The 21,128-nt window shown below is 48.4% G+C and carries 24 protein-coding genes and 1 tRNA gene; 19 read left to right on the plus strand and 6 right to left on the minus strand.

Translation table 11 applies throughout. The annotated features are described in order from the left end of the window. The 4 genes from ACWIUF_RS13785 to ACWIUF_RS13800 all read left to right on the plus strand — a co-directional run. Positions 1–1,065, plus strand: a 1,065-nt coding sequence (locus ACWIUF_RS13785; protein ID WP_448573018.1) for a diguanylate cyclase domain-containing protein, incomplete at its 5' end; no start/stop codon positions are given. 146 nt (positions 1,066–1,211) lie between these two features. Beyond that, the gene (locus tag ACWIUF_RS13790) at positions 1,212–2,051 is read left to right on the plus strand and encodes an SPFH domain-containing protein (RefSeq protein ID WP_448573019.1); all 840 of its coding nucleotides are present in this window, start codon (positions 1,212–1,214) and stop codon (positions 2,049–2,051) included. Positions 2,052–2,161: 110 nt separating this feature from the next. After that, entirely contained in the window at positions 2,162–2,614 is a 453-nt protein-coding gene (locus tag ACWIUF_RS13795; RefSeq protein WP_448573020.1) for a helix-turn-helix domain-containing protein, read from the plus strand. Positions 2,615–2,659: 45 nt separating this feature from the next. Then, the gene (locus tag ACWIUF_RS13800) at positions 2,660–3,976 is read left to right on the plus strand and encodes a peptidase U32 family protein (RefSeq protein WP_448573021.1); all 1,317 of its coding nucleotides are present in this window, start codon (positions 2,660–2,662) and stop codon (positions 3,974–3,976) included. Here the strand turns inward: ACWIUF_RS13800 and ACWIUF_RS13805 are convergent. Continuing rightward, positions 3,885–4,265 carry a histidine kinase gene (locus tag ACWIUF_RS13805; RefSeq protein WP_448573023.1) on the minus strand — a complete coding sequence of 127 codons (381 nt, stop codon included), beginning with the start codon at positions 4,263–4,265 and terminating at the stop codon, positions 3,885–3,887. The two genes, ACWIUF_RS13800 and ACWIUF_RS13805, sit on opposite strands and share 92 nt — an antisense overlap. Before the next feature lie 7 nt (positions 4,266–4,272). Next, positions 4,273–4,437 (minus strand): hypothetical protein, encoded by a 165-nt coding sequence (locus tag ACWIUF_RS13810; RefSeq protein ID WP_448573024.1) that lies wholly within the window; start codon positions 4,435–4,437, stop codon positions 4,273–4,275. A 9-nt stretch (positions 4,438–4,446) separates the two neighbouring features. Between ACWIUF_RS13810 and ACWIUF_RS13815 the strand changes: the two genes are divergently transcribed. Next, a complete protein-coding gene (locus ACWIUF_RS13815; protein WP_448573025.1) occupies positions 4,447–5,244 on the plus strand; it encodes a hypothetical protein in 798 nt (265 codons plus the stop codon). Positions 5,245–5,508: 264 nt separating this feature from the next. Then, a complete protein-coding gene (gene def, locus ACWIUF_RS13820) occupies positions 5,509–6,075 on the plus strand; it encodes a peptide deformylase (RefSeq protein WP_448573026.1) in 567 nt (188 codons plus the stop codon). On the opposite strand, the gene ACWIUF_RS13825 is transcribed toward def, so the two are convergent. Then, entirely contained in the window at positions 6,072–6,209 is a 138-nt protein-coding gene (locus ACWIUF_RS13825; RefSeq protein ID WP_448563179.1) for a hypothetical protein, read from the minus strand. The genes def and ACWIUF_RS13825 overlap by 4 nt on opposite strands. A 42-nt stretch (positions 6,210–6,251) precedes the next feature. On the opposite strand from ACWIUF_RS13825, the gene ACWIUF_RS13830 reads away from it, so the two are divergent. The 11 genes from ACWIUF_RS13830 (at position 6,252) to ACWIUF_RS13880 (ending at position 17,031) form a co-directional block, all read left to right on the plus strand. Continuing rightward, positions 6,252–7,478, plus strand: a complete 1,227-nt coding sequence (locus ACWIUF_RS13830) for an ABC transporter ATP-binding protein (protein WP_448573027.1) — start codon at positions 6,252–6,254, stop codon at positions 7,476–7,478. A gap of 6 nt (positions 7,479–7,484) precedes the next feature. After that, positions 7,485–8,687: a hypothetical protein gene (locus tag ACWIUF_RS13835; RefSeq protein ID WP_448563177.1), complete on the plus strand. Its 1,203-nt coding sequence runs from the start codon at positions 7,485–7,487 to the stop codon at positions 8,685–8,687. 19 nt (positions 8,688–8,706) lie between these two features. Next, the gene (locus ACWIUF_RS13840) at positions 8,707–9,750 is read left to right on the plus strand and encodes a glycosyltransferase family 2 protein (RefSeq protein WP_448563176.1); all 1,044 of its coding nucleotides are present in this window, start codon (positions 8,707–8,709) and stop codon (positions 9,748–9,750) included. Positions 9,751–9,769: 19 nt separating this feature from the next. Continuing rightward, a complete protein-coding gene (locus tag ACWIUF_RS13845; protein WP_448573028.1) occupies positions 9,770–10,708 on the plus strand; it encodes a methyltransferase domain-containing protein in 939 nt (312 codons plus the stop codon). A 20-nt stretch (positions 10,709–10,728) separates the two neighbouring features. Then, a complete protein-coding gene (locus ACWIUF_RS13850; protein ID WP_448563174.1) occupies positions 10,729–11,190 on the plus strand; it encodes a hypothetical protein in 462 nt (153 codons plus the stop codon). Between the two features lie 8 nt (positions 11,191–11,198). Then, a complete protein-coding gene (locus tag ACWIUF_RS13855; RefSeq protein ID WP_448573029.1) occupies positions 11,199–12,314 on the plus strand; it encodes a DegT/DnrJ/EryC1/StrS family aminotransferase in 1,116 nt (371 codons plus the stop codon). Further along, on the plus strand, positions 12,311–13,081 hold the full coding sequence (locus ACWIUF_RS13860; protein ID WP_448573031.1) for a class I SAM-dependent DNA methyltransferase: 771 nt from the start codon (positions 12,311–12,313) through the stop codon (positions 13,079–13,081). Before ACWIUF_RS13855 ends, ACWIUF_RS13860 begins: the two co-directional genes overlap by 4 nt. Further along, positions 13,082–14,320, plus strand: coding sequence for a glycosyltransferase family 4 protein (locus tag ACWIUF_RS13865; RefSeq protein WP_448573033.1), 1,239 nt, complete (start codon positions 13,082–13,084; stop codon positions 14,318–14,320). Positions 14,321–14,330: 10 nt separating this feature from the next. Then, positions 14,331–15,227, plus strand: coding sequence for a glycosyltransferase family 2 protein (locus ACWIUF_RS13870; RefSeq protein WP_448573034.1), 897 nt, complete (start codon positions 14,331–14,333; stop codon positions 15,225–15,227). Between the two features lie 11 nt (positions 15,228–15,238). Further along, the gene (locus tag ACWIUF_RS13875) at positions 15,239–16,156 is read left to right on the plus strand and encodes a glycosyltransferase family 2 protein (protein WP_448573036.1); all 918 of its coding nucleotides are present in this window, start codon (positions 15,239–15,241) and stop codon (positions 16,154–16,156) included. A 71-nt stretch (positions 16,157–16,227) separates the two neighbouring features. Next, the gene (locus ACWIUF_RS13880) at positions 16,228–17,031 is read left to right on the plus strand and encodes a hypothetical protein (protein WP_448573037.1); all 804 of its coding nucleotides are present in this window, start codon (positions 16,228–16,230) and stop codon (positions 17,029–17,031) included. 20 nt (positions 17,032–17,051) lie between these two features. Here ACWIUF_RS13880 and ACWIUF_RS13885 read toward each other — a convergent pair whose 3' ends face one another. Further along, complete coding sequence (locus ACWIUF_RS13885) at positions 17,052–18,077, minus strand: ABC transporter ATP-binding protein (protein WP_448573038.1); 1,026 nt, start codon at positions 18,075–18,077, stop codon at positions 17,052–17,054. Between the two features lie 326 nt (positions 18,078–18,403). Between ACWIUF_RS13885 and ACWIUF_RS13890 the strand changes: the two genes are divergently transcribed. Continuing rightward, positions 18,404–19,675 (plus strand): adenylate/guanylate cyclase domain-containing protein, encoded by a 1,272-nt coding sequence (locus tag ACWIUF_RS13890; RefSeq protein WP_448573040.1) that lies wholly within the window; start codon positions 18,404–18,406, stop codon positions 19,673–19,675. Positions 19,676–19,689: 14 nt separating this feature from the next. Here the strand turns inward: ACWIUF_RS13890 and ACWIUF_RS13895 are convergent. Next, a tRNA-Ser gene (locus ACWIUF_RS13895) sits at positions 19,690–19,781 on the minus strand. A 30-nt stretch (positions 19,782–19,811) separates the two neighbouring features. Continuing rightward, positions 19,812–19,940, minus strand: a complete 129-nt coding sequence (locus tag ACWIUF_RS13900; protein WP_448573041.1) for a hypothetical protein — start codon at positions 19,938–19,940, stop codon at positions 19,812–19,814. 334 nt (positions 19,941–20,274) lie between these two features. Between ACWIUF_RS13900 and ACWIUF_RS13905 the strand changes: the two genes are divergently transcribed. Continuing rightward, positions 20,275–20,883 carry a DUF1349 domain-containing protein gene (locus tag ACWIUF_RS13905; protein WP_448573042.1) on the plus strand — a complete coding sequence of 203 codons (609 nt, stop codon included), beginning with the start codon at positions 20,275–20,277 and terminating at the stop codon, positions 20,881–20,883. Positions 20,884–21,128: the final 245 nt, after the last annotated feature.

The following is a 21,128-nucleotide window of genomic DNA, read 5'->3' on the forward strand; positions in this document are numbered from 1 at the left end:
CCCCCAACCCTCCTTTGTCACCTCACCGCGATGAAATGGGGCGATGGCCTTACCCTCATCCTGCGCCTCCCCACCGATCCTCCCCTGGCCACCAAACTGACCCAACGGGAAACCGAGTTACAAATCCTCTTAGACAGCACCCAAGCCATCCCCTGGCAATTGGATTGGCCCAGCCAGCGCTTGATCGTGATCGGCCCCCAGATTGAAACCCTCCTGGGCTTTCCCCAGGCCAGTTGGACCGATGTGACCACCTGGCTCAGCCGTATTCATCCCGACGATCGGGCCTGGGTAGAGAGTTATTCCCTATCCCAGGCTGCCGCAGGCCGGGACTATACCCTGGAATATCGCTTTTTTACCCAAGACAGAGCCATTGTTTGGGTGCGCCATACGGTGAAGGTGGTATGCCAGCACGACCAGCCCCAAACCCTGATCGGGTTTCTATTCGACATCAGCGATCAGAAGCAAACCCAAGCCGAACTGGCCCAAGCCCAAGCAGCGGCTGAACAAGCCCAATCTGCCCTAGAGCAAATGAGCCAACAACTTCAGGATCTTGCCCATATCGATGACCTGACCCACCTGGCCAATCATCGTCGCTTTGATGATCGCCTCCAACGCGAATGGCAGCGTCTCGCCCGGGAACGTCACCCCCTCTCCCTGCTCCTGTGCGAACTGGATCACTTCCAAGCCTACAACGACGCCTACGGTCAACAGGCCAGCAATAACAGCCTGCTCCAAGTTGCCCAAGTCTTGAAAACTGTCGCCCGACGTCCCAGCGACGTAGTTGCCCGCTATCGCGACGAAACCTTTGCGATTCTGTTACCCAGTACCCACCAGGAGGGTGCCCTTTATGTCGCAGCTCGGATACAGGAAAAGTTAGCCAGTTTGCCCATTATCCACAACCAGGCCCCCACCCGTCCCCATCTAACCCTCAGCATCGGCATCGCACAACTGGTGCCAACCCTAGAACGATCACCCGCAACCCTCATCTCGATCGCCGACGCTGCCCTGAGTCGAGCCAAACGCGGAGGCCGCAATGCGATCGTCTACGAATCTATCCCCGATTGAAGGAACATAACTCCAGAAAGCCTTAACAAAACAACCCTTTCCGCCTCCCTACAATAGAAAGTAACCATTAATCTCTTGATTTTCCTTTGTGCCCTTCGCGCCTTCGTAGTTAACAAACCTTCCTACTAAAACAGCAGATCATCCCCATGAGTACATTCCTACTCGCAACCATCGCAACCCTGCTATTCTTCCTTGGCTCCGGCCTCAAGCTCGATCGCGAATACGAACGGGGCGTCATCTTCCGCCTGGGTCGCGTGAAGGGTGTCATGGGGCCAGGATTGTATTGGGTGATCCCCATCATCGATCAAAAAATGCAAGTCGATATTCGCACCAAAACTGTCGATATTGCGCCCCAGGAAGCGGTCACCGCCGATAGTGTCACCATCAAAGTCAATGCGGTATTGTACTATCGCATTCTTGACCCCTCCAAGGCCATCAACAAAGTCGAAAGCTACGAACAAGCGGTGTACCAAACAGCCTTAACCACCCTGCGCAATGTGGTGGGTCAAAATGCGCTGGATGATATTCTGCAAAACCGCGACAAGATTAATAACCGTGTGCAGGATATCGTTGATGAAATCACCGAACCCTGGGGGGTGGTGATCGAGCGGGTGGAAATGAAAGACGTAGAAATCCCCCCCAATATGCAACGGGCAATGGCCAAGGAAGCCGAGGCCATGCGCGAACGGCGGGCACGCCTGATCAAAGCCTCAGCGGAACAGGAAGCCTCAGTCAAATTAGCCGAAGCCTCGCAGGTGATTGTGGAAAATCCAGCGGCATTGGAACTGCGACGGCTGCAAATGCTTACAGAAATTGGGGCCGAAAATAACACCACCACCCTGCTCATGTTGCCCTCGGACTTTATGCTTCTGGCCAAACAATGGACCGAAGCCCTGAGCAAGAGCCAACCAGCCACACCATTGACTCCCCCGCCGTTTGAGCCAGAAGTGGCTTTCCGGTCATCAACCCCAACCGAAAATACCTAATCAATTGGCAGGCAATGGGGGCTTCCTGTAAACTTTGATCGCGGATCGCGGCGCAACCCCCTGGGGCAGATCTAGGGGTATCGCGTTCCCTGTTGCCTACCGACACGCCCATGCCAGCCCGGTTACAAATTAAACCAGAGGACTGCTCACCCCTTGGCCAAGCCATTTTGCAATACCTGGAGGAGCAGGGCATCAGCATGAACCATCTGGCGGAACTGGCGGGGATTCCCCAACCCCGTTTGCGGGGAGCCTGTTTTAAGGGGACCTGCCCCATGCCGGAAACCCTACGCAAGCTGGCTAAGGTGATGGGCAAACACCACCTAGAACTGTATACCTTGGCCTATGAGGGACGCATTGAAAAGCTCCCGACGGATGCGGAGGAAATTTCGGTGGATACGCTTATGCGGGAATTACTGGAAACCGCACGGGAACTGGGGCTAAGTGTACCGATCGTGCATCCCTCGAAGGCAAAGATCCGGCGAGCCTTGTTGGAATTGGGATTCTACGCCAAGCACGCAGATGCTCCCCTCGGGGAAACTGAGCGTAAGCTTAAGCAAGGTTAGCGATCCCGATTGATTGCCCATTGATTGCCCATTTCTCAACTAACCATGTCCCCATCATCCCCCTGGCGGCCCGAACTACTGGCCCCGGCCAAAAATCTCGAACGGCTTCAGGTGGCGATCGCCTATGGAGCAGATGCGGTGTATGTGGGGGGGCCTCGCTATGGCTTGCGGGCGCGGGCGGATAATTTCAGCGATCGCGATCTGCAAGCCGGGGTGGCCTTTGCCCGTGAACACGGTGCCCAGGTCTATGTCACCCTCAATGCCTTTCTCCACGATGAGGATCTGGCGGGGTTGGCGGACTATGGTCGCTTTTTGGCGGCGATTGGGGTGAAGGCGGCGATCGTGTCTGACCTGGGGGTGATCCGGACGCTACGGCGGGCCTGTCCCGAACTCGATATTCACCTATCTACCCAGGCCTCCTGCTTAAACACAGCGGCAGCGAAGCTGTGGCAACGGGCGGGGGTGAAGCGCATCATTGCCGGACGGGAGTTGAGCATTGCGGCGGCGGGCACTCTCCAACAGCAGGCGGCGATCGACGTGGAACTATTCATCCACGGGGCCATGTGCATGGCCTATTCCGGTCACTGCACGATTTCCAACTTTACCGCCGGGCGCGACTCCAACCGGGGCGGCTGCATCCAGTCCTGCCGCGAACCCTATTTTGTGACCCCAGGGGCCATCCCTCCGGAGAGGCAACCCCCGCCCACCCTGGCGACCTTTATGTCCTCTAAGGATCTGTGGGGGATTGGGTTAATCGGTAGCTTTTTTGAACACCGGATTGCCTCCCTGAAGATCGAGGGGCGGATGAAGTCGGCGTTTTATGTAGCGATGACGGTCAAAGCCTATCGACAGGCGATCGCGGCCTATGCGGCAGGTCAGTGGACGCCAACCCTCCAGGCCCAGTTGGCGGCGGATCTGCGATCGATTCCCCATCGCGAATATTTCACAGGTTCCCTGGCCACACCAGCGGGTCCCGACTCGGTGTTTGGGCAACTGAGGGGGATCAATACGGGGGAAGCGACCTATGTCGGGGTTGTGATCGAGACCACGCCTGATTCAGTGGTCCTCCGGTTAGCGGAACCTTTACGGGTGGGGGATGAAATTGAGCTTATCCCGTGCCAAGGTCCCCCCATCCCCTGGCGCGTGACCCGATTGTTATCGGTGCTGGGAGAACCGCGATCGGCCATGCGGCAGGACGGGGTGGTGTGTTTGCCGAAGGCGGATTGTCCAGGCTCCCTAGCGGCCATTTCCCGCTACAATGTCGTGCGGTTTAGGGCACTAGACTCTTCTCTAGACGGCGGCAGCCCTGAAGTCCCAACTCCGGTTTCTCCCGATAGGCGGCTTCCGGCACCCAAACGCTAATAGCTTGTTGGGCATCTACATAGTAGAGATATTCCACCGTGGGATCGTAGTTGATGCTAATCCGCAGGTTGGAAAAATCATCTTCACAAAACTCAAACCCAAAGCGGACGGTAATTTGGGCCAGCAGGCATTCTGGGGTATACAGGTACTCGCCGAGGGTCTCCCGTTCCTGGGTGAATTGCTCGACAAAGGGCTGCAAGATGGGGAGGATGCGATCGGGTCCTCCGTTGCGACAGGCATAGATAATGGCAGGATTTCCCTCAACGATAATGTGGCACGGGATAGGCATGCCGCTGTCACTCCTGATAGGTCATTAAAGCCAATGGTTTCGCGATCGCCCACGGCCAGGACAGTTCCACGGCTAGGGCAATCAGATCCAGCTTAGCGGATAAATTCCTGTGCCACTTGGGTATTCTCAGGATATCAGCGGAGAGTTGGGAATGGGTAACGGCACTTGCCAAGGAGGAACTATGCGAGGTAAGGGGCGAGGTAAGGGGATAGTGCTAATCGGTGCCCTGTTGGGCTTGGGCTTGGGGGCTTGGGGCGGTATTCCCCGCGTCATGGGTCAGGAACAGGCAGATTGTTTTATGGTGGATGCCCAAGGCAATACGATCTCCCTGGGAAGTCTCTGTGGGACGGGGACAGCCCCCCCGGCTGGCATACCGCGATCGCGAAGTGCCCCCCCTGTAGATTCCCGCAGTAACCCGATGGCTCCGAATCCAGCCCCACGGGGAACGGCTCCCCTCTCGCTGGCGAACCAATGCCAACAGTTGCAAGGGACGATCGATCGACAAATCACGGCGTTACGCAATTTTCAACCACAACCGGGGGCAGAGGGCCTGGGCTTGGGGGGGCTAATCCCATTGATCCAGTCATCGAGCCAGGAGTTGCAGGCGTTGCCGTTGCAGGATGCCAATTTACAACAATGGCGATCGCGCCTTGTCCAGCAATATCAGCGGGGCAGTGAGATGCTCCAGGCGTTTCTGGGGGAGGGGGGCCTGGAACAGATGATGACCAAGCTGCTCGAAAGTTTGGGCAGTGCGATGGTGGAGATGGTGGAGGGGATGGCCCGGAGTATGGGCGCTCAGGTGCCGCCGGAGATGCGCCAGGAGATGACCCGCAAGCTTGATCCCAGTCAGGGCCAATGGCAGTCTAGTTCGGGTCGGGTTTCGGCGGGGGAACCGTCGGTTTCGATTTCGCGGCAGGAGACGCTCGACCCGGAAACCCAGGCGATCCTGGACCAGATTAATGCCTATTGTCGTCAGTAAGAAGTCGGTGAGACGACTTCAGTCGTCACTACAAGCTGATGACAAACTTAGGATTAATGCCTACTGTCGGCGGTGGAACGACTGAAGTCGTCACTACAAGCTGATGACAAACTCAGGTTCATCTGAAAAGATCCCTGATGCGGTGGGATCTAGGAAGGGAGATTAGCTAAGATTGAAGGTGAAGTTATGTCAAAGCCGGGGTTCACTGTGTGTTCCGGGCGGCTGTGTGTTGATTCCTCTAGTTTTGGTGTTACCGAGTTACCCATGCCTGTTGAAGTTGCGGTTGAGAAAAAGAAGTTAGCGAAGCCCCCGCTGGATATCCATACTTTGGGCGATCGTGTGTTGCGTCAGAGTGCGAAGCGGGTGACAAAGGTGGATGATGAGATCCGCCGGTTGGTGCGGGAAATGCTGCAAACGATGTATAGCGCGAATGGGATTGGTCTGGCGGCTCCCCAGGTGGCGGTGCAGAAGCAAATTATTGTGATTGATACTGACCCGGAAAATGCGGCAAATCAGCCAGTGGTGTTGATCAATCCGACGATTAAGCAGTATGGGAAGCAACTCTCGGTGTTTGAGGAGGGGTGTCTCAGCATTCCCGATGTGTATTTGAATGTGACGCGTCCTTCGGCGATCGTGGTGTCCTATAAGGATGAGTCTGGCCGTCCGCAAACGCTGCCGACGGATGGGTTGCTGGCCCGTGTGATTCAGCATGAGATGGATCACCTACATGGGGTCCTGTTCGTCGATCGCGTGGAAAATGCACTGCAACTCAACCAGGAACTCACGAAGCACGGGTTTTCGGCCCACGATGTCCGCCCGGTCGATCGCTAATCCACGATGGAGCGGGCCAGATGCACGATGACGCGGTATTCCGAGGAGGGCGATCGGGTCTGGGGAATGACGGGGGTAGGCGCGATCGATAAATCATAGTATCTACCTGATCGATTTTCAGCGTTTTGGGGCACACTAGACTCTAGTAATCTGCCCCGTTCTAGCTTCCAAATCCCATGTCCGATACGGTCATCCGTGTGGAAAACCTAGGCAAGCGGTACTTGCTCAAACACCAACAGCAAGGGCGATCGCGCTATGTGGCCTTACGGGATGTGATTGCTGATGGAGTTAAGTCAATGGGGCAGCGTCTATTACATCCCAAGCAACAGAAACCATCCCGCACCCGCGAGGAGTTTTGGGCACTGAAGGATGTTTCTTTTGAGGTAAAACGGGGTGAAGTCGTCGGAATTATTGGCCGCAACGGTGCTGGAAAATCCACGCTATTAAAACTTCTGAGTCGAATTACCGAACCTACAACAGGCCGTATTTCAATCAAGGGACGGGTTGGCAGTTTATTAGAAGTGGGTACTGGCTTTCATCCTGAACTTACAGGTCGAGAAAACATTGTTCTAAATGGGGCAATCTTGGGAATGACTCGAACAGAAATTAACTCTAAGTTCGATGAAATTGTTGATTTTGCAGAGATTTCGCAGTTTCTAGACACGCCTGTTAAGCATTATTCAAGCGGAATGTATGTTAAATTGGCTTTTGCAGTGGCTGCACATCTAGAACCGGAGATTTTAGTGGTAGATGAAGTATTAGCTGTAGGAGATGCAGCTTTTCAAAAGAAGTGTGTTGGAAAAATGGAAGAGTCAGCCCAAGAAGGAGGTAAAACAATTTTATTCGTAAGTCACAATATGCCTATTGTAAAAAAACTATGCAAACAATCTATTTTAATAGAACAAGGAAAGATTGACTTAATAGACTCTACGGATAATGTAATTCAAAAATATTTTGAAGGCTTCTACAAACAAACCTCATCAATGATTTGTCAATACACTACTCCCTTAGTTTCTTTTGAAGTTTTCAACTACAACAACAGTCCAATAATTAGTACTGGGGATGATGTTAAGATTGATATTCAACTAGATAGTGAATTTCCTGACTTGAGATTTATAATTGGTGTTTATAAGCAAGGTGTTATCATTGCAGATATAGATTATAGTCAGTCTCCTCTTCTTTTGAAAAGAAAATCTAGTAAAATAGAGGTTCTGATAAGGAAAATCTCGTTAGTGCCAGGAACCTACAGCTTAAATTTGATCTTGATTTCAAATGATCGAATCCTAAATCATTATCCAGGTGTATATACTTTAGAGATTGAACCTGGTATTTACTTTGATAAACCCATAGTTTCTGACTGTCGAGGTTACTGTTGCCTTAACTCATCCGTCAATTTAAATTAACAACCAATGATGTTAAGAATTATTCAAAAAATCCTTAAAAAACAAACAAAGCTAGTTCGTCTTTCTAAAATACTGATGGGAGGGGAAAATGACTTGCCTGGATATAAATATTCACTTTTAACAGGTAACTATAAAAGGCCATCAACATTAGCTAGTGATGGCCCACATTCTCAGTTTCTCTTCACTTATCAAAAAATAGGGAAAAGAATTTTGGAGACTCCTATTTTTGAAAACACACCTTACTTTAGAAATGCAAGAGACTGCATCGACCTATTTGGTGGTTACTTCCCCAAAATTCATTCTGAAGAGGAGATTATTTTAGCTGCTGAAAGGTTTTTACTGTTATTTGATGGCCAAGATGTGTCTCATTTACCATCAGAAGGGCACTCTAAGGACGGTGAATTAGTCAAATTAGCTCCAATTCAAAATTCTGATTGCTATCAAATTATACAAGGTAACCACAGGGTAGCTTTTGCAATTGCCCAGGGTCAAGAGTTCATTAAAGCTACAGTTCTTCTGAATCAGCCACAAATAACGCCGATTCAGTTCCTTTTGGAGAATCTTCAGTGGGAAGAAGGTGAAAAGCTTCTCTATCAACCACTATATTGTCCTGAACTTGAATCTCAATGGACATTAGCTAGAAGATGTACAGATAGATTAGACAAAATGTTATTATTTCTAAATCAGAATGATTTTATTCCATCTCCAACGCAAAAAATCACTCTTATTGATCTTGGTTCATATTATGGGTGGTTTGTGAGCCAATTTAAAAAGTTAGGCTTTGAAGCTGAAGGAGTAGAGAAGGATAATATTCCAATTCAGATAGGGAAAATTGTTTATGAAAATCTAGACGATAGTATCCATCGTTCCGAAATAATGAGATTCCTATCCACGACGAAAAAACAGTATGATATTACCTGTTGTCTAAGTATAATGCATCATTTCATATATGGACGTAATAAGGGCAATCCAATCACGCTATTAAAACTTCTTGATAAATCAACAAAAAGAGTCATGTTTTTTGAAATGGGAGAAGAACATGAAGCTTGGTTTTCTAATATACTTAATGGTTGGAGACCAGAAACTATAGAAAATTGGATTTTAAGTAACACTAATTTTACTCAATGTATTTGGCTCGGTAGAGATAATGATAATATCGGTGAATTTAGTAAAAACTTTGGAAGAATGTTGTTTGCATTTTTAAAGTAAAACGTTAGGATTTCTATATATGTTTTCTATTATTGTTCCAACTAAGAATCGCTCTCATTACTTAAAATCGGCATTAGAATCAATTGTATCTCATTGTTCTTATACTGAAGACTTCGAGATATTAATCGTTGATAATGGCTCAACTGATACCACTAGAATTCTGGCGAAATATTTTATAGAATCTTATAAAGAATACCGTATAAAATATCTTTATGAGGAAGAACCAGGATTATTATCAGGTCGTCATCGAGGAACACTAGAGGCACAAGGTGAGGTTCTAATTTTCATTGATGATGATGTTGAAGTTTCTTCATCTTGGTTACAAGCAATTAAGCTTGCCTTTAGAGAGGCTAGCGTGCAGCTAGTAGGCGGGCCAAGTTTACCAAAGTACGAGGTACCACCTCCTAGGTGGTTAGACTTTGCCTGGCAAACACATCAATATGGCAAACTACTCCCAACTTTGAGCTTATTAGATTTTGGAGATGAGGTACGTGATATTGATCCGAATTATGTCTGGGGTTTGAATTTTTCAATTCGTAAAAATGCATTGATGGAATTAGGAGGATTCCACCCTGATTGCCTTCCAAAACATTTGCAATATTTTCAAGGAGATGGGGAAACAGGTCTTACTCGGAAGGCTTATGTTAAAGGATACAGAGCAGTCTATCAACCACAAGCATTGGTTTTTCATAATGTTCCAAAAGCGAGAATGACAACTGACTATTTTGAAGCTTGGTATTTTTATTATGGTATTTGTGATTCATACTCTATGACTAGAGCAGACTATCAAGCTGGATATTCTATGATCAAGAACATTAAGCATTTCTTAAAGAGAAATTTAAGTGCTATCAAGAATGACATAAAGCAAAAAATTAAATTCCTCATAGAGGATAGGATTGTTTTAGACGAAGATGAGAAGATCTTTTTGAATATCAAGAAACGTTGTTTTTTGAGTTATAAAGAAGGCTTTAATTTTCATCAAAAATATATTCGCAGCAATCCGAATATCTTAGATTGGGTACTACGAGAAAATTATTGGAACTATCAGTTACCCAATCTTTGACTAATCTAGACTTTTGGCTATGTTTAGGAACCTAAAAAAATTAGCTGAATCACTATTTCCTCCTGCCGTGCTTCCCATAGCAAAATGGGTAATGGGTCGCAGTGAGCATCAGCTTAAACAACATTATCTGAAAAATGGGCGAGTCCCTTGGTCACAGGGTTATGGTATCTACAAACAACAGTTCATTACTGAATCTCTACAGAATCCTGAGCTAATGGCCTTATTTCAGACAGGGCAGCCATTACCTGCTGGTTATGGGATTGGCCTTGACGAGCGGTGTGTCGAGTACCCTTGGTTATTCTCTCATCTTCCAGTTGATGCTATTTATATTCTCGATGCAGGCTCAGTCCTAAATCATAAGTTCTTGCTGGATCATCCAATTTTCACGAATAAAACCTTGCATATTCTCACCCTAGCCCCTGAATCTGTTTGTTTTTGGGAGCGAGGGATTTCTTATCTTTTTGCTGATTTACGCCATATTCCCCTGCAATCTGATCTTTATGATGCTGTCATTTGTCTTTCAACCCTTGAACACATCGGTTGCGATAACAGTGCCTACACTCAAAGCCAAATAAACAAAGAAAGCCAGCCCGACACCTTCACCGAGGCGATCGCGGAACTACACCGTGTCCTCAAGCCGGGGGGACATTTATTTCTCAGTGTACCCTTTGGCGCTTATCAGCATTTTGGGAGCTTTCAACAGTTTGACAGTGAACGTCTTCAGCGGGCGATCGCAGCTTTTCAGCCAGTCGCATCTGTAAATTCAACTTTTTACCGTTACACTAGAGAAGGCTGGAATATTGCGACAGAAGATGAGTGCCACAGCAGTCGTTATGTAGACTGGGTAGGGTGGGCAAATAACGATGCTAGCGTTGTAACAAAACTATCGCCTAAACCTGAACCTGATAATGCCGCTGCTGCCCGTGCTGTCGTCTGTGTCCACCTGATTAAACCTTAAATGCCAGAGACTTTTGAGTGATGAAAACATTTGCTGATAGTCAACAAGCTCCAATCCATTATGTCAGGAACGGTGAGCAATTATTAGCAATTATTATCTCAAATAAATTCTCTGAGCCTGGAATTCATTTCTTTACGTCAAATGAATTATCTCAACAACTAGCCTATATGCAATATGCTCAAGGAAAAATAATACCGGCACACGTCCATAATCCTGTTCATCGAGATGTCTTTTTTACACAGGAAGTTTTGTTTATAAAAAAAGGAAAATTAAGAGTTGATTTCTACACAAATCACCATAACTATTTAGAAAGCCGAGTTTTAGAAGCTGGTGATGTCATCTTACTCGTTACAGGTGGACATGGTTTTGAAGTGTTGGAAGATATTGAAATGATCGAAGTCAAGCAGGGACCTTATGTGGGTGATCAAGATAAAACCCGTTTTGATGGTATTGACGGAACCCAGGCTAGAATCGTGGGGTAAAACTTAGTATGGCATTTATCCCTGTCAATGAGCCACTCCTGACTGGTAATGAGAGGTCCTATCTAATCGAATGTATCGAGAGTGGTTGGATCTCGTCTGAAGGTCCCTTTGTCCAACGTTTAGAAACAGAGATGGCAGCACGAGTGGGGCGACAGTATGGGATTGCCGTATGTAATGGATCAGCCGCTTTAGAAGTCGCGATCGCGGCTTTAGGAATTGGTGTAGGTGATGAAGTCATTTTACCCACCTTCACGATTATTTCTTGTGCTGCTGCGATCGTGCGGGCGGGAGCGATACCTGTCGTTGTAGATGCTGATCCGCTGACCTGGAATATGGACGTAACCCAGATTGAATCACGGATTACCCCCCGTACTCGTGCCATTATGGTAGTTCATATCTATGGTTTGCCAGTAGAGATGAATGCAGTGCAGGCGATCGCAGAAAAATATAACCTCGCCATTATTGAGGACGCCGCAGAAATGCATGGGCAAACGTATTATAATAAACCCTGTGGTAGTTTTGGTGTAATTAGTACCTTCAGTTTTTACGCTAACAAGCACATCACAACAGGTGAAGGGGGTATGCTCCTCACAGATGACTTGGAGTTGGCTGAACGATGCTGCTCCCTAAGGAATCTCTGTTTTCAGCCCCATAAGCGCTTTGTTCACGAAGAACTGGGCTGGAATTTTCGCATGAGTAATGTACAGGCGGCGATCGGTGTGGCCCAACTAGAACAACTTGATAACTTTATACAACGCAAACGGCAGATGGGGAAGCGCTACACTGAGGGATTATCTAATTTGCCCGATGTGCAGCTACCTCTAGCTCGAACTGACTATGCAGAAAATATTTATTGGGTTTATGGATTAGTTTTGGGCGATCGTTACCCGTTTGATGCACAGGAAGCTATGCAAAAACTTCAGAGCAAAGGCATTGGCACCCGACCCTTTTTCTGGTGTTTGCATGAGCAGCCTGTACTACACAAAATGGGTTTATTGACAGATGTTAGCTGCCCCATTGCTGAACGCTTATCACGACGTGGCTTTTATCTCCCAAGTGGCCTAGGTCTAACGGAATCAGCTATTGATCAGGTTATTGCTGCCGTCTGCGAGGTGTTATCATGAGCGTATTCGGCAACTATGCAAAGTATTATGATCTACTCTACCAAGATAAGGACTACCAACAAGAGTCTGATTTTATCATCACACTGCTCAAAGAATACTCCCCTCATGCTAAGCATCTATTAGAACTGGGCTGTGGAACGGGTCGTCATGCAGAGTATTTACTGAAGGCAGGTTACCATGTGACAGGTGTAGAACGCAGTCCAGAAATGCTAGAGGTATGCCGACAGCGCCAACAGCAACTTTCCCCTGACCTTCAACCTTTCCTAAGGGTTATGGAAGGGGATCTACGCACTCTTCGCTTAGGTCAAAAGTTTGATGCTGTCCTAGCTCTATTTCATGTCATCAGTTATCAAGTTACGAATGATGACCTTCTTGCCGCTTTTAGTACTGTTCGCGAGCATCTAAGACCAGGGGGTATTTTCTTTTTTGACGTTTGGTATGGTCCTGCGGTCTTAAGCGATCGGCCAGTTCCTCGCTTGAAGCGAATTGAAACCAGTGACTATATCATTACCCGTTTTGCTCAACCTATCCTTTATCCTAATGAAAATTGTGTGGATGTCCACTATCAAATCTATCTTCAAGAAAGTTACACTAAACAGTCTAACTTTTTTGAAGAGACTCATCAAATGCGCTATTTATTTAAACCCGAATTGGAATTTTTTTTAAGACAAGTTAATTTGAAAATTATCAATAGTGGGCAATGGTTAACTCAACAAACTATTGATCAAGATACCTGGAACGTTTACTTCATAGTAAATAATAGATAGATGAAAATTGCATTGACTACAAACTCCGCAGCAGCCCAATTACCAGAAGTTGGTGGAGGTTATACTTTTGAAGATGATTTAATACAAACACTGTTGGAGATGGATGATGAACTAACGCATGAGTTTTGGATATACAGTTTAAAAGAACAGAATCTTTATGCAAATATCTCTCAAAAATCTTTCAAAAATATTAAAATTATCCATCCTTATACCTCTTTAGTCCAAAAAAATATTTTAACCTTTAAATCCTATTTCAAAGCAGCTTTTGAACTCTTGGAAAATCCTCAGGTTCGACCTCACAGGGAGCGTTGGACCGAGTTAGTTGCTCGTAGGTCTATCCAGAGAAATAAATTAGATCTAGTATGGTCTTTTTCCCCTAATTGTCTTGCCAGAGATATTCCCTACGTTATCACGATTTGGGATCTGCAACATCGACTTCAGCCTTTTTTCCCAGAAGTGAGTCGTGAAAAAGAATGGACAAGTCGTGAACACTTTTTTCTGAGAAATACTCAGCCTGCAACTTATATAATTACAGGAACAAATCGTGGCAAAGAAGAAATTGAACGATTTTATCGAGTAGATCCTGATCGAATTCGTGTTATCCCGTTCCCAACTCCAAAAGCATTACAAGGAAGTAATAAAAAGCCTGAAAAAATTAAAGATAAATATAATATCTCAACGGAATACCTTTTCTATCCAGCACAATTTTGGCCTCATAAAAATCATGTAGGAATCCTTAATGCCTTGAAAATGTTAAGAGATGATTATCAGATTGTCATGAATGTTGTTTTTACAGGTTCAGATAAAGGCAATCTGAATTATGTAAAATCAGTCGCAGAAGGACTCGGTTTAATGAAACAAGTTCATTTTCTAGGATTTATTCCTAGGGAAGATTTATATGGCTTATATCGACAAGCTTTTGCACTCCTATTTTTGAGCTTTTTTGGGCCAGATAATTTACCTCCACTAGAAGCCTTTAGCTGTAGTTGTCCTGTAATAGCTGCTGATGTTCCAGGTGCTAAAGAGCAGCTCGGTAATGCCGCAATATTGGTTTCTCCCAGTAATACAAGACAAGTTGCACTTGCTATTAAGCAATTGAAAGAAAATCCAGAACTTCGTCAAACCTTGGTTAGCTTTGGCCAACAACGAGCCATGCAATGGACAGGTAAAGACTACATTAAGGCAATGCTAGAGATCCTTGATGAATTTCAAATATTTCGCTATTGTTGGCCATCATGAATTACGAATTATGTCTGTGACTACCCTCAACCAAGTTTATATTATTATTCCAGTACATAATCGAAAAGCAACAACTTTAGCGTGTCTGGAAAACTTACAGCAGATAGGCGATCTCGATCGCTATTCAGTCATTATCATCGATGACGGTTCCACCGATGGCACAAGTGAAGCGATTCAAACCCAGTTTCCTCAGGTAAAGATATTGAAAGGGGATGGAAATCTGTGGTGGACAGGGGCCATCCGCATGGGTATGGACTATGCCATCCAGCAAGGAGCCGAATATCTGATCTGGTTGAATGATGATTGTCGAATTTCACCAGGAACATTAGCTAATTTAGTACAATTTTGCCAAGAACATCCTAAAACGATCGCAGGTTGTCAAGGCTTCGAGCAGGACCATCCTAAACAACTCTCCTTTGGCGGCAAACGTAAAACTTGGCAAGGCTTTCGGTTCATGACTATCCCGCCTGGACAGGTCGTCCCCTGTGACCTCTTAAGTGGCAACCTCGTGTGTTTACCTGCTACTGTGGTAGATGCGATCGGCCTACCCAATCCCGCTGAAACTCCTCATTATGGTGGGGATTCCCTCTATTTACTGCGATCGCAGCAAGCCGGATTCTCCCTCTTTGTGGATAGTCGGCACCCTGTTTTTAATCACTCCGGCGAACCCAGCCTTAATCCCCGTGATTGGATCATGGCCCCCGGCGATCCTTGGCAAATTTTTCGGCTAGCTTTAAACCCCTATTCGGGCCTAAGTTGGCAGCTATGGTTACGCTTAAACTGGGAAGCGTATTGGCTTTGGGGTATCGTAATGTTTGCTAAAAAATATTCATCGATGATTCCGATCACCCTCCTACGCTGTCTACCGCTAAATCTGCGCAAACGTCTTTTTCTGCATCGTGCCTAAAAACTGTTCCTATGACCTGCCAGTATCCCGAAATCAGCGTTGTTATCACTTGCTACCGTGAAGGTGAACTATTGCGTGAAGCGGTTGAGAGTATTCGGCAGCAAACGGGCCAACCCAGAGAGATTATTATTGTCAACGATGCCTCACCTGACGCAGTAACTAATCAAGTGTGTCAGGAACTAGGCGCAGAGCCAGATATTAAAATCATTTGGCGATCGCAAAATGGTGGCCCTTCGATCGCCCGTAACGCAGGATTTACTGCCGCCCAGGGTAGTATCCTTGTTCCCCTAGATGCTGACGATCTCCTACCACCTCAAGCCCTCAGCCATATTCATCAAGCCTTTACCCAACATCCTGATGCCGGCTTCGTCTACGGCAGCTACATCCGCCAGGATCGGCATGGACAAAGCCGACAGGTACCCGCCACCCCTATCTCATTAGCCTCAATGTTACGCGCTCGCCCCTTCTCCCTGAGCAGCAATTGGACGCTGATTGGGACAGCCCCCTTGCGGAAATCCCTCTGGAAAGTTCTTGGCTACAGCGATCCTACCCTTGGTGTCGAGGACCTGCACGACCTGGAATTTTGGTTACGGGCAATGGCCTTGCCCTGCCAGTTTTACCCAATTTCTGAGGTGATCTATATCTGGCGCAAATATTTAGGTAAGAATAGCCGCCAAGTTACCCCTATATCTTGGTCTCGAATTACCCAAAAACACTTTCAGATCTATCAAAGCCTTGGGCTAGAGTACCGAGCTTGGGAATTACAGTTATTGGCGAGTAAGTGGGCTGGGGAAACTCGCGATCGCAACCTTTACTATCAGTCATTATGGCGCTGCATCCGCCAAGGTAGTTTTCAATTTTCTACCTGGAGCATTCTTTTAACACCCGCCCCGATTTTCCGCCTATTTGCTCATTGGGTCAAACGCTGACGCAAACTTAGACTATACCTAGAGCTACCTTTGATTGAAAGGGATCTTTTAAGTGATCCTTTAGAATATGGATGAGCGATCGCTTCTCCCACCCTGCCATGCAGACACCAGCCGCACTCCAGCAACGACTTAGGGCCGCCTTTAACGACCAGCAGGCAGCCCTCCTGGCTGAAGTTGTCACGGAAGCCTACGCCGAGCTAATCAAAACCCATGACTTCAACGAACTGAAAGAAATTGTCCGGGATCTCGCCCAGGCCCAGACCCGCACTGAACAGCGGCTTGACACCCTCACCGAACGGGTTGACACACTCGCCCAGGCGCAGGTCCGTACCGAACAGCGGTTGGATGAACTCGCCCAGGCGCAGGTCCGTACTGAACAGCGGGTCGAAGGACTGGCTAGCGATCTGCGGACACTGACCGCCACTGTCCAAACCCTGACCGAAACCGTCCAAGCCTTAGCCGATGATCAACGCGACCTACGCCAACAACTGGGTGGTTTAGCCATGACCGTGGGCTACGTGTTGGAGAACGAAGCCTATAAAGCCCTCCCCGCCTTACTCGAACGAGACTATGGGCTAGTGGTCTCCACACCCTTAAAACGCGGGTATGTCACCGATGCCCAAGGCCGATCGCTGGAAATCAACATTTTGGGAGAAGGGTACCAAGACAACACCTTAGTCACCATTCTGGGAGAAAGTAAAGCCCAGCTTTCTATCCCTGCCATTAAACGGTTTACCCGCACCCGTTTAGAACCCTTACGGGCCATTTTTCCCCGCATCTTCCCCATCCTCATCACCCACATGGTCTCTAGCCCTAACGTTGAAACCTACGCTCAGGAGCAGGGGATTGCCTTGTACTATTCCTATCAGTTTTAGTCCCAGATTCTAGATAAGGACTAAGTCGCACGATCGCGCGATCGACCAGCCTCCATTGTTTGGGTATCAGCACTACTGAGATTGCGCGACTGTAACGTTTTTACAAAAAATTCCTCCAGCGTTGGACGAGCCAGATTCATCGCCACAATTTGTGCATTCATGAGGCGTAGACTGGCCAGAAAGTCTTGGGGTTCACCCTGTAAATGCCCCTGCCAGTAACTATCCTGATAACTCAGATCCGGCACCCATTGTTTCAGCACCGTTGGATTCCCATTGCGTCCCTTCACAGCATAAGTATCCGTCGTGCCCAAGAGTTCATCCAAAGACCCCACACAGATTAACTCGCCAGCGGCCAACACCGCTACCCGATCGCAGATTTGCTCCACATCCGACAAAATATGGCTATTGAAAAAAATCGTCTTCCCCTGCGCCTTAAGGGCCAAAATAATTTCGCGAATTTGCCGCCGTCCGAGGGGATCTAACCCTGACATTGGTTCATCCAGAAAAACTACTTCTGGATCATTAATCAGCGCTTGGGCAATGCCAATCCGTTGCAACATCCCCTTAGAATACTTCCGCATTTGGGTTTTCCGCGCCGTCTTCTGGGCCAGCCCCACCAGATCAAGCAGGGCCGGAATCCGTTGCCGCGCAACACTCGCCGGGATTTGGAACAGCCCCGCCGTCAGCTTAAGAAACTCCCAACCCGTCAGAAAATCATAAAAATAGGCATTTTCCGGCAGATAACCGATCCGTTGCCGCACCGCTTGGTGACCCAGCGATCGCCCCAACAATTGCCCCTGACCGCCACTCGGACGCACAATTCCCAACAGTAGCTTCAGAAGCGTCGTTTTTCCCGCTCCATTGGGTCCTAGCAGACCAAAGGTTTCACCCTGGTAGACCTGAAGCGAACAGGACTTTAGGGATTGAATGGTTTGATTGAGCCAGAAACCCGTGCGATAGGTCTTGGACAACTTGTCCGTTTGAACCACGATCGCGGGTTCCGGTACGGGTGAGATTTCTGGAGTCAGCGGCTCAGCGGCGTTCATAGCACCTGGGAAATTCCTTACAACTCAATAATGACTCAAGATCAACTGCCACCAAACTACCCGATTTTGCCGCCAAACGCTCGCCCCAGCCCCTGAATCCTACCCCTAGGGGGTTTTACCCATCCAGGGAACGACCCCTATAATGGACACAGATTCAGGGAGACAAGCTGGATCAGGTCAGATTACCACCAATCCTGATCAAAAGACGCGATCACGACTGCTGTTGCTTAGGGTGCAAGATGAAGATGGCAGTTAGCCCAAGCTCAAAGCCACGATTACAAGCGCTCAGGCAGCTTCTCGGGGCCGTCCCCCCGTTGCCCAGCCACTTGCACACCCAATCAGATGCGGAAGTTTACCAGGTTTGGCAACGCCACTTCCTCTGGCGACGCACCGGTTTAGCCCTCACGCTGGCGATCGCGGCCTACTTCACCTTTACCGTCATTGAACTGCTCTTTCCCTTCAACTTTGGCCCACTCCAGATCCCCTGGCGACTGATGGCCCTGGTCACACTCTTGAGTTTACTGCTCACGGCGATCGCGCATCGCAGCCCCCTGGGGCACCGCTTCCCCGCCTTGATTTTCCTGGCCACCTCCTGGTCGATTACCCTTATTGAACAAATCTGGGCAACCCTGAATGGCTTTGCGCTCCAGGGCCTCTTTGCCTGGACCCTAGTTTTCCTCGCCCAAGCCACGATCGTCCCCGTGCGCTGGCGGCTACACCTGATTGCCCAGGTCGGCGTCCTGCTCTACTACGGCCTCGTCAACCTGGCCTTAGGCTTAACCCTGGACGAGGGCAGGCCCCTCCTCGATGCAGCCACGGGGTTATATCTATTTTGGTTTTGCGCGATCGCGACCACCACCGTATGGCGGTACGAACAACTCCAGCAGTCCCATTTCCATACCCGCCGTCAACTGGAAGCCGCCTACCACCAACTCGAAGCCGCCTACCACCAACTCGAAGCCGAGCAGGCCCAATCAGAACGCCTCCTGCTCAATATTTTGCCCGCAACCGTTGCCGAAAAACTCAAGCACGAAACCACCACGATCGCCGAAAGTTTTCCCGAAGTCACCGTCCTGTTCGCCGACATTGTGGGCTTTACCCAACTCTCCGCCTCCCTACCCCCCACCCAACTGGTCAGTTGGCTCAACCAGATCTTCTCCGCCTTCGACCAACTAGCGGAACACTTGCAGCTAGAGAAGATTAAAACGATCGGTGATGCCTATATGGTGGTGGGCGGACTGCCAGTCGAACGCCCCGATCATGCCGAAGCCGTAGCCGAAATGGCCCTGGGGATGCAGCAAGTCGTCCGGGACTTTAACGCCGAACATAACCAGAGCTTCAGCCTGCGGATTGGCATGAACACAGGTCCCGTTGTTGCGGGGGTCATCGGCATCAAAAAGTTTATCTACGACCTCTGGGGCGATACGGTCAATATTGCCAGCCGCATGGAGTCCCAAGGGCTAGCCGACTGCATCCAAGTCACCGAAGCCACCTTCCAGCGGCTACACGATCGCTACCAGTTCAAAAAGCGCGGCATGATCAGCGTCAAAGGTCGGGGGGAGATGACCACCTACCTCCTAATTGGGCATTTAGACTAATTGGGCATTTAGAACGGAGAGGGAGGGATTCGAACCCTCGGTACGGCCTTACGATCCGTACAACAGATTAGCAATCTGCCGCTTTCAACCACTCAGCCACCTCTCCAGCTAAGTTGGACTCCCATCATAGCAGACTTTACCGTCCCAAGCGACCCCCCATCCAGAAATTCTTGGTATCCCTTATCGCGGCACCTCCCCAAACCACCACCACCATTGCCACCCCCCGCAAAACCATTGGCCAATATTGCGGTGCCACTTGCGCCATAACCACAACCACCCTCAGTCAAGTTAGCAGCTCAGTCCAGATGATCTATCGCGACGTGGCTTACCTCGGTACGACGCCCCCTGAAACCCTCCCTCCAGCTATTGGTGTTTAACGGGCCATGCGCAGCGACTGCGCCATCGCCTAATTCTCCACAGTTCAGCGATCGCGGCAGATACTCACTCATCGCATTTTTTGCATTCCCGGCATTGCTCATTAATCTCAGCCGATAAGCCAAAGGCTTCTTTCGCTTTCTGCTCCCATGAACTCCTGAGCTTGACTTGGGAGTTTTTGTTGTAGTGTGATGACGTTGATGATGGGGATTTGAAGCGTACCGATGCCAAGATATGATTTCCAAGCCGCAGGGCTACCGGCTACCTTCTTTTGGTTCAACGCACCACAAGACTATTTTTTTGATGATGGCCTCTGGCTAGTGACCAAATCCCAGACTGACTTTTGGCAACGGACGCACTACGGCTTCCAACGGGATGATGGTCACTGTCTGTTGACAACCCTGGCGGGGGATTTCTCGATCGCGACCCGAACCTACTTTGATCCCGTCGCCCAATATGACCAATGTGGGTTGATCGCACGCATCGATCGCGATAACTGGATTAAGTGTGCCACGGAATATGAGACTCCGAGTTTGAGTCGGCTGGGGTCGGTAGTAACGAACCAGGGATTTTCCGATTGGGCCACACAGGATGTGACCACAGCAGTGCGATCGGTATCCTATCGCCTCAGTAAACGAGGGCAGGATTTTCTGATCGAGTATGCCCTTGCCGATCAGGTTTGGCACCAGATGCGAATTGCCCACCTGCATCAACCGATCACAAGCATTGATGTGGGGATTTATGCCTGTAGCCCGGTGGGTAACCATTTTCGTTGCCGCTTTGCTTTTATTGAGATCGACGACAACCACTGGCGAGCACATCCAGAATCGTAAAGAGTACCGTCATAATTGCTTGGCATTGTTTAGCATTGTTTGGCCCTAAACCCATCTGATAAACCCAACTGGGGAAAGTCCGAATGATTGCAGATATGATTCATATCAGAAGTGTTGAAAGTTAGGTTAAGCGATGGAAAAAAGGGACAGAATGCAGTATTCTGTCCTCTAACAAATAAAAAATGATGTTCTATGATAGCCTCATTCCCGAAGCTTGTCAAATTGATCTTGAAGCAGCTTTGTCC

It is taken from the genome of Trichothermofontia sp. (genome assembly GCF_053493415.1).

What these genes read in the sequence shown, in the direction of transcription:
- ACWIUF_RS13790 (WP_448573019.1), top strand. Translation starts at nt 1,212, where the DNA reads ATGAGTACATTCCTACTCGCAACCATCGCAACCCTGCTATTCTTCCTT.
- ACWIUF_RS13795 (WP_448573020.1), top strand. Translation starts at nt 2,162, where the DNA reads ATGCCAGCCCGGTTACAAATTAAACCAGAGGACTGCTCACCCCTTGGC.
- ACWIUF_RS13800 (WP_448573021.1), top strand. Translation starts at nt 2,660, where the DNA reads ATGTCCCCATCATCCCCCTGGCGGCCCGAACTACTGGCCCCGGCCAAA.
- ACWIUF_RS13805 (WP_448573023.1), bottom strand. Translation starts at nt 4,265, where the DNA reads ATGCCTATCCCGTGCCACATTATCGTTGAGGGAAATCCTGCCATTATC.
- ACWIUF_RS13815 (WP_448573025.1), top strand. Translation starts at nt 4,447, where the DNA reads ATGCGAGGTAAGGGGCGAGGTAAGGGGATAGTGCTAATCGGTGCCCTG.
- def (WP_448573026.1), top strand. Translation starts at nt 5,509, where the DNA reads ATGCCTGTTGAAGTTGCGGTTGAGAAAAAGAAGTTAGCGAAGCCCCCG.
- ACWIUF_RS13830 (WP_448573027.1), top strand. Translation starts at nt 6,252, where the DNA reads ATGTCCGATACGGTCATCCGTGTGGAAAACCTAGGCAAGCGGTACTTG.
- ACWIUF_RS13835 (WP_448563177.1), top strand. Translation starts at nt 7,485, where the DNA reads ATGATGTTAAGAATTATTCAAAAAATCCTTAAAAAACAAACAAAGCTA.
- ACWIUF_RS13840 (WP_448563176.1), top strand. Translation starts at nt 8,707, where the DNA reads ATGTTTTCTATTATTGTTCCAACTAAGAATCGCTCTCATTACTTAAAA.
- ACWIUF_RS13845 (WP_448573028.1), top strand. Translation starts at nt 9,770, where the DNA reads ATGTTTAGGAACCTAAAAAAATTAGCTGAATCACTATTTCCTCCTGCC.
- ACWIUF_RS13850 (WP_448563174.1), top strand. Translation starts at nt 10,729, where the DNA reads ATGAAAACATTTGCTGATAGTCAACAAGCTCCAATCCATTATGTCAGG.
- ACWIUF_RS13855 (WP_448573029.1), top strand. Translation starts at nt 11,199, where the DNA reads ATGGCATTTATCCCTGTCAATGAGCCACTCCTGACTGGTAATGAGAGG.
- ACWIUF_RS13860 (WP_448573031.1), top strand. Translation starts at nt 12,311, where the DNA reads ATGAGCGTATTCGGCAACTATGCAAAGTATTATGATCTACTCTACCAA.
- ACWIUF_RS13865 (WP_448573033.1), top strand. Translation starts at nt 13,082, where the DNA reads ATGAAAATTGCATTGACTACAAACTCCGCAGCAGCCCAATTACCAGAA.
- ACWIUF_RS13870 (WP_448573034.1), top strand. Translation starts at nt 14,331, where the DNA reads ATGTCTGTGACTACCCTCAACCAAGTTTATATTATTATTCCAGTACAT.
- ACWIUF_RS13875 (WP_448573036.1), top strand. Translation starts at nt 15,239, where the DNA reads ATGACCTGCCAGTATCCCGAAATCAGCGTTGTTATCACTTGCTACCGT.
- ACWIUF_RS13880 (WP_448573037.1), top strand. Translation starts at nt 16,228, where the DNA reads ATGAGCGATCGCTTCTCCCACCCTGCCATGCAGACACCAGCCGCACTC.
- ACWIUF_RS13885 (WP_448573038.1), bottom strand. Translation starts at nt 18,077, where the DNA reads ATGAACGCCGCTGAGCCGCTGACTCCAGAAATCTCACCCGTACCGGAA.
- ACWIUF_RS13900 (WP_448573041.1), bottom strand. Translation starts at nt 19,940, where the DNA reads ATGGCGCAAGTGGCACCGCAATATTGGCCAATGGTTTTGCGGGGGGTG.
- ACWIUF_RS13905 (WP_448573042.1), top strand. Translation starts at nt 20,275, where the DNA reads ATGCCAAGATATGATTTCCAAGCCGCAGGGCTACCGGCTACCTTCTTT.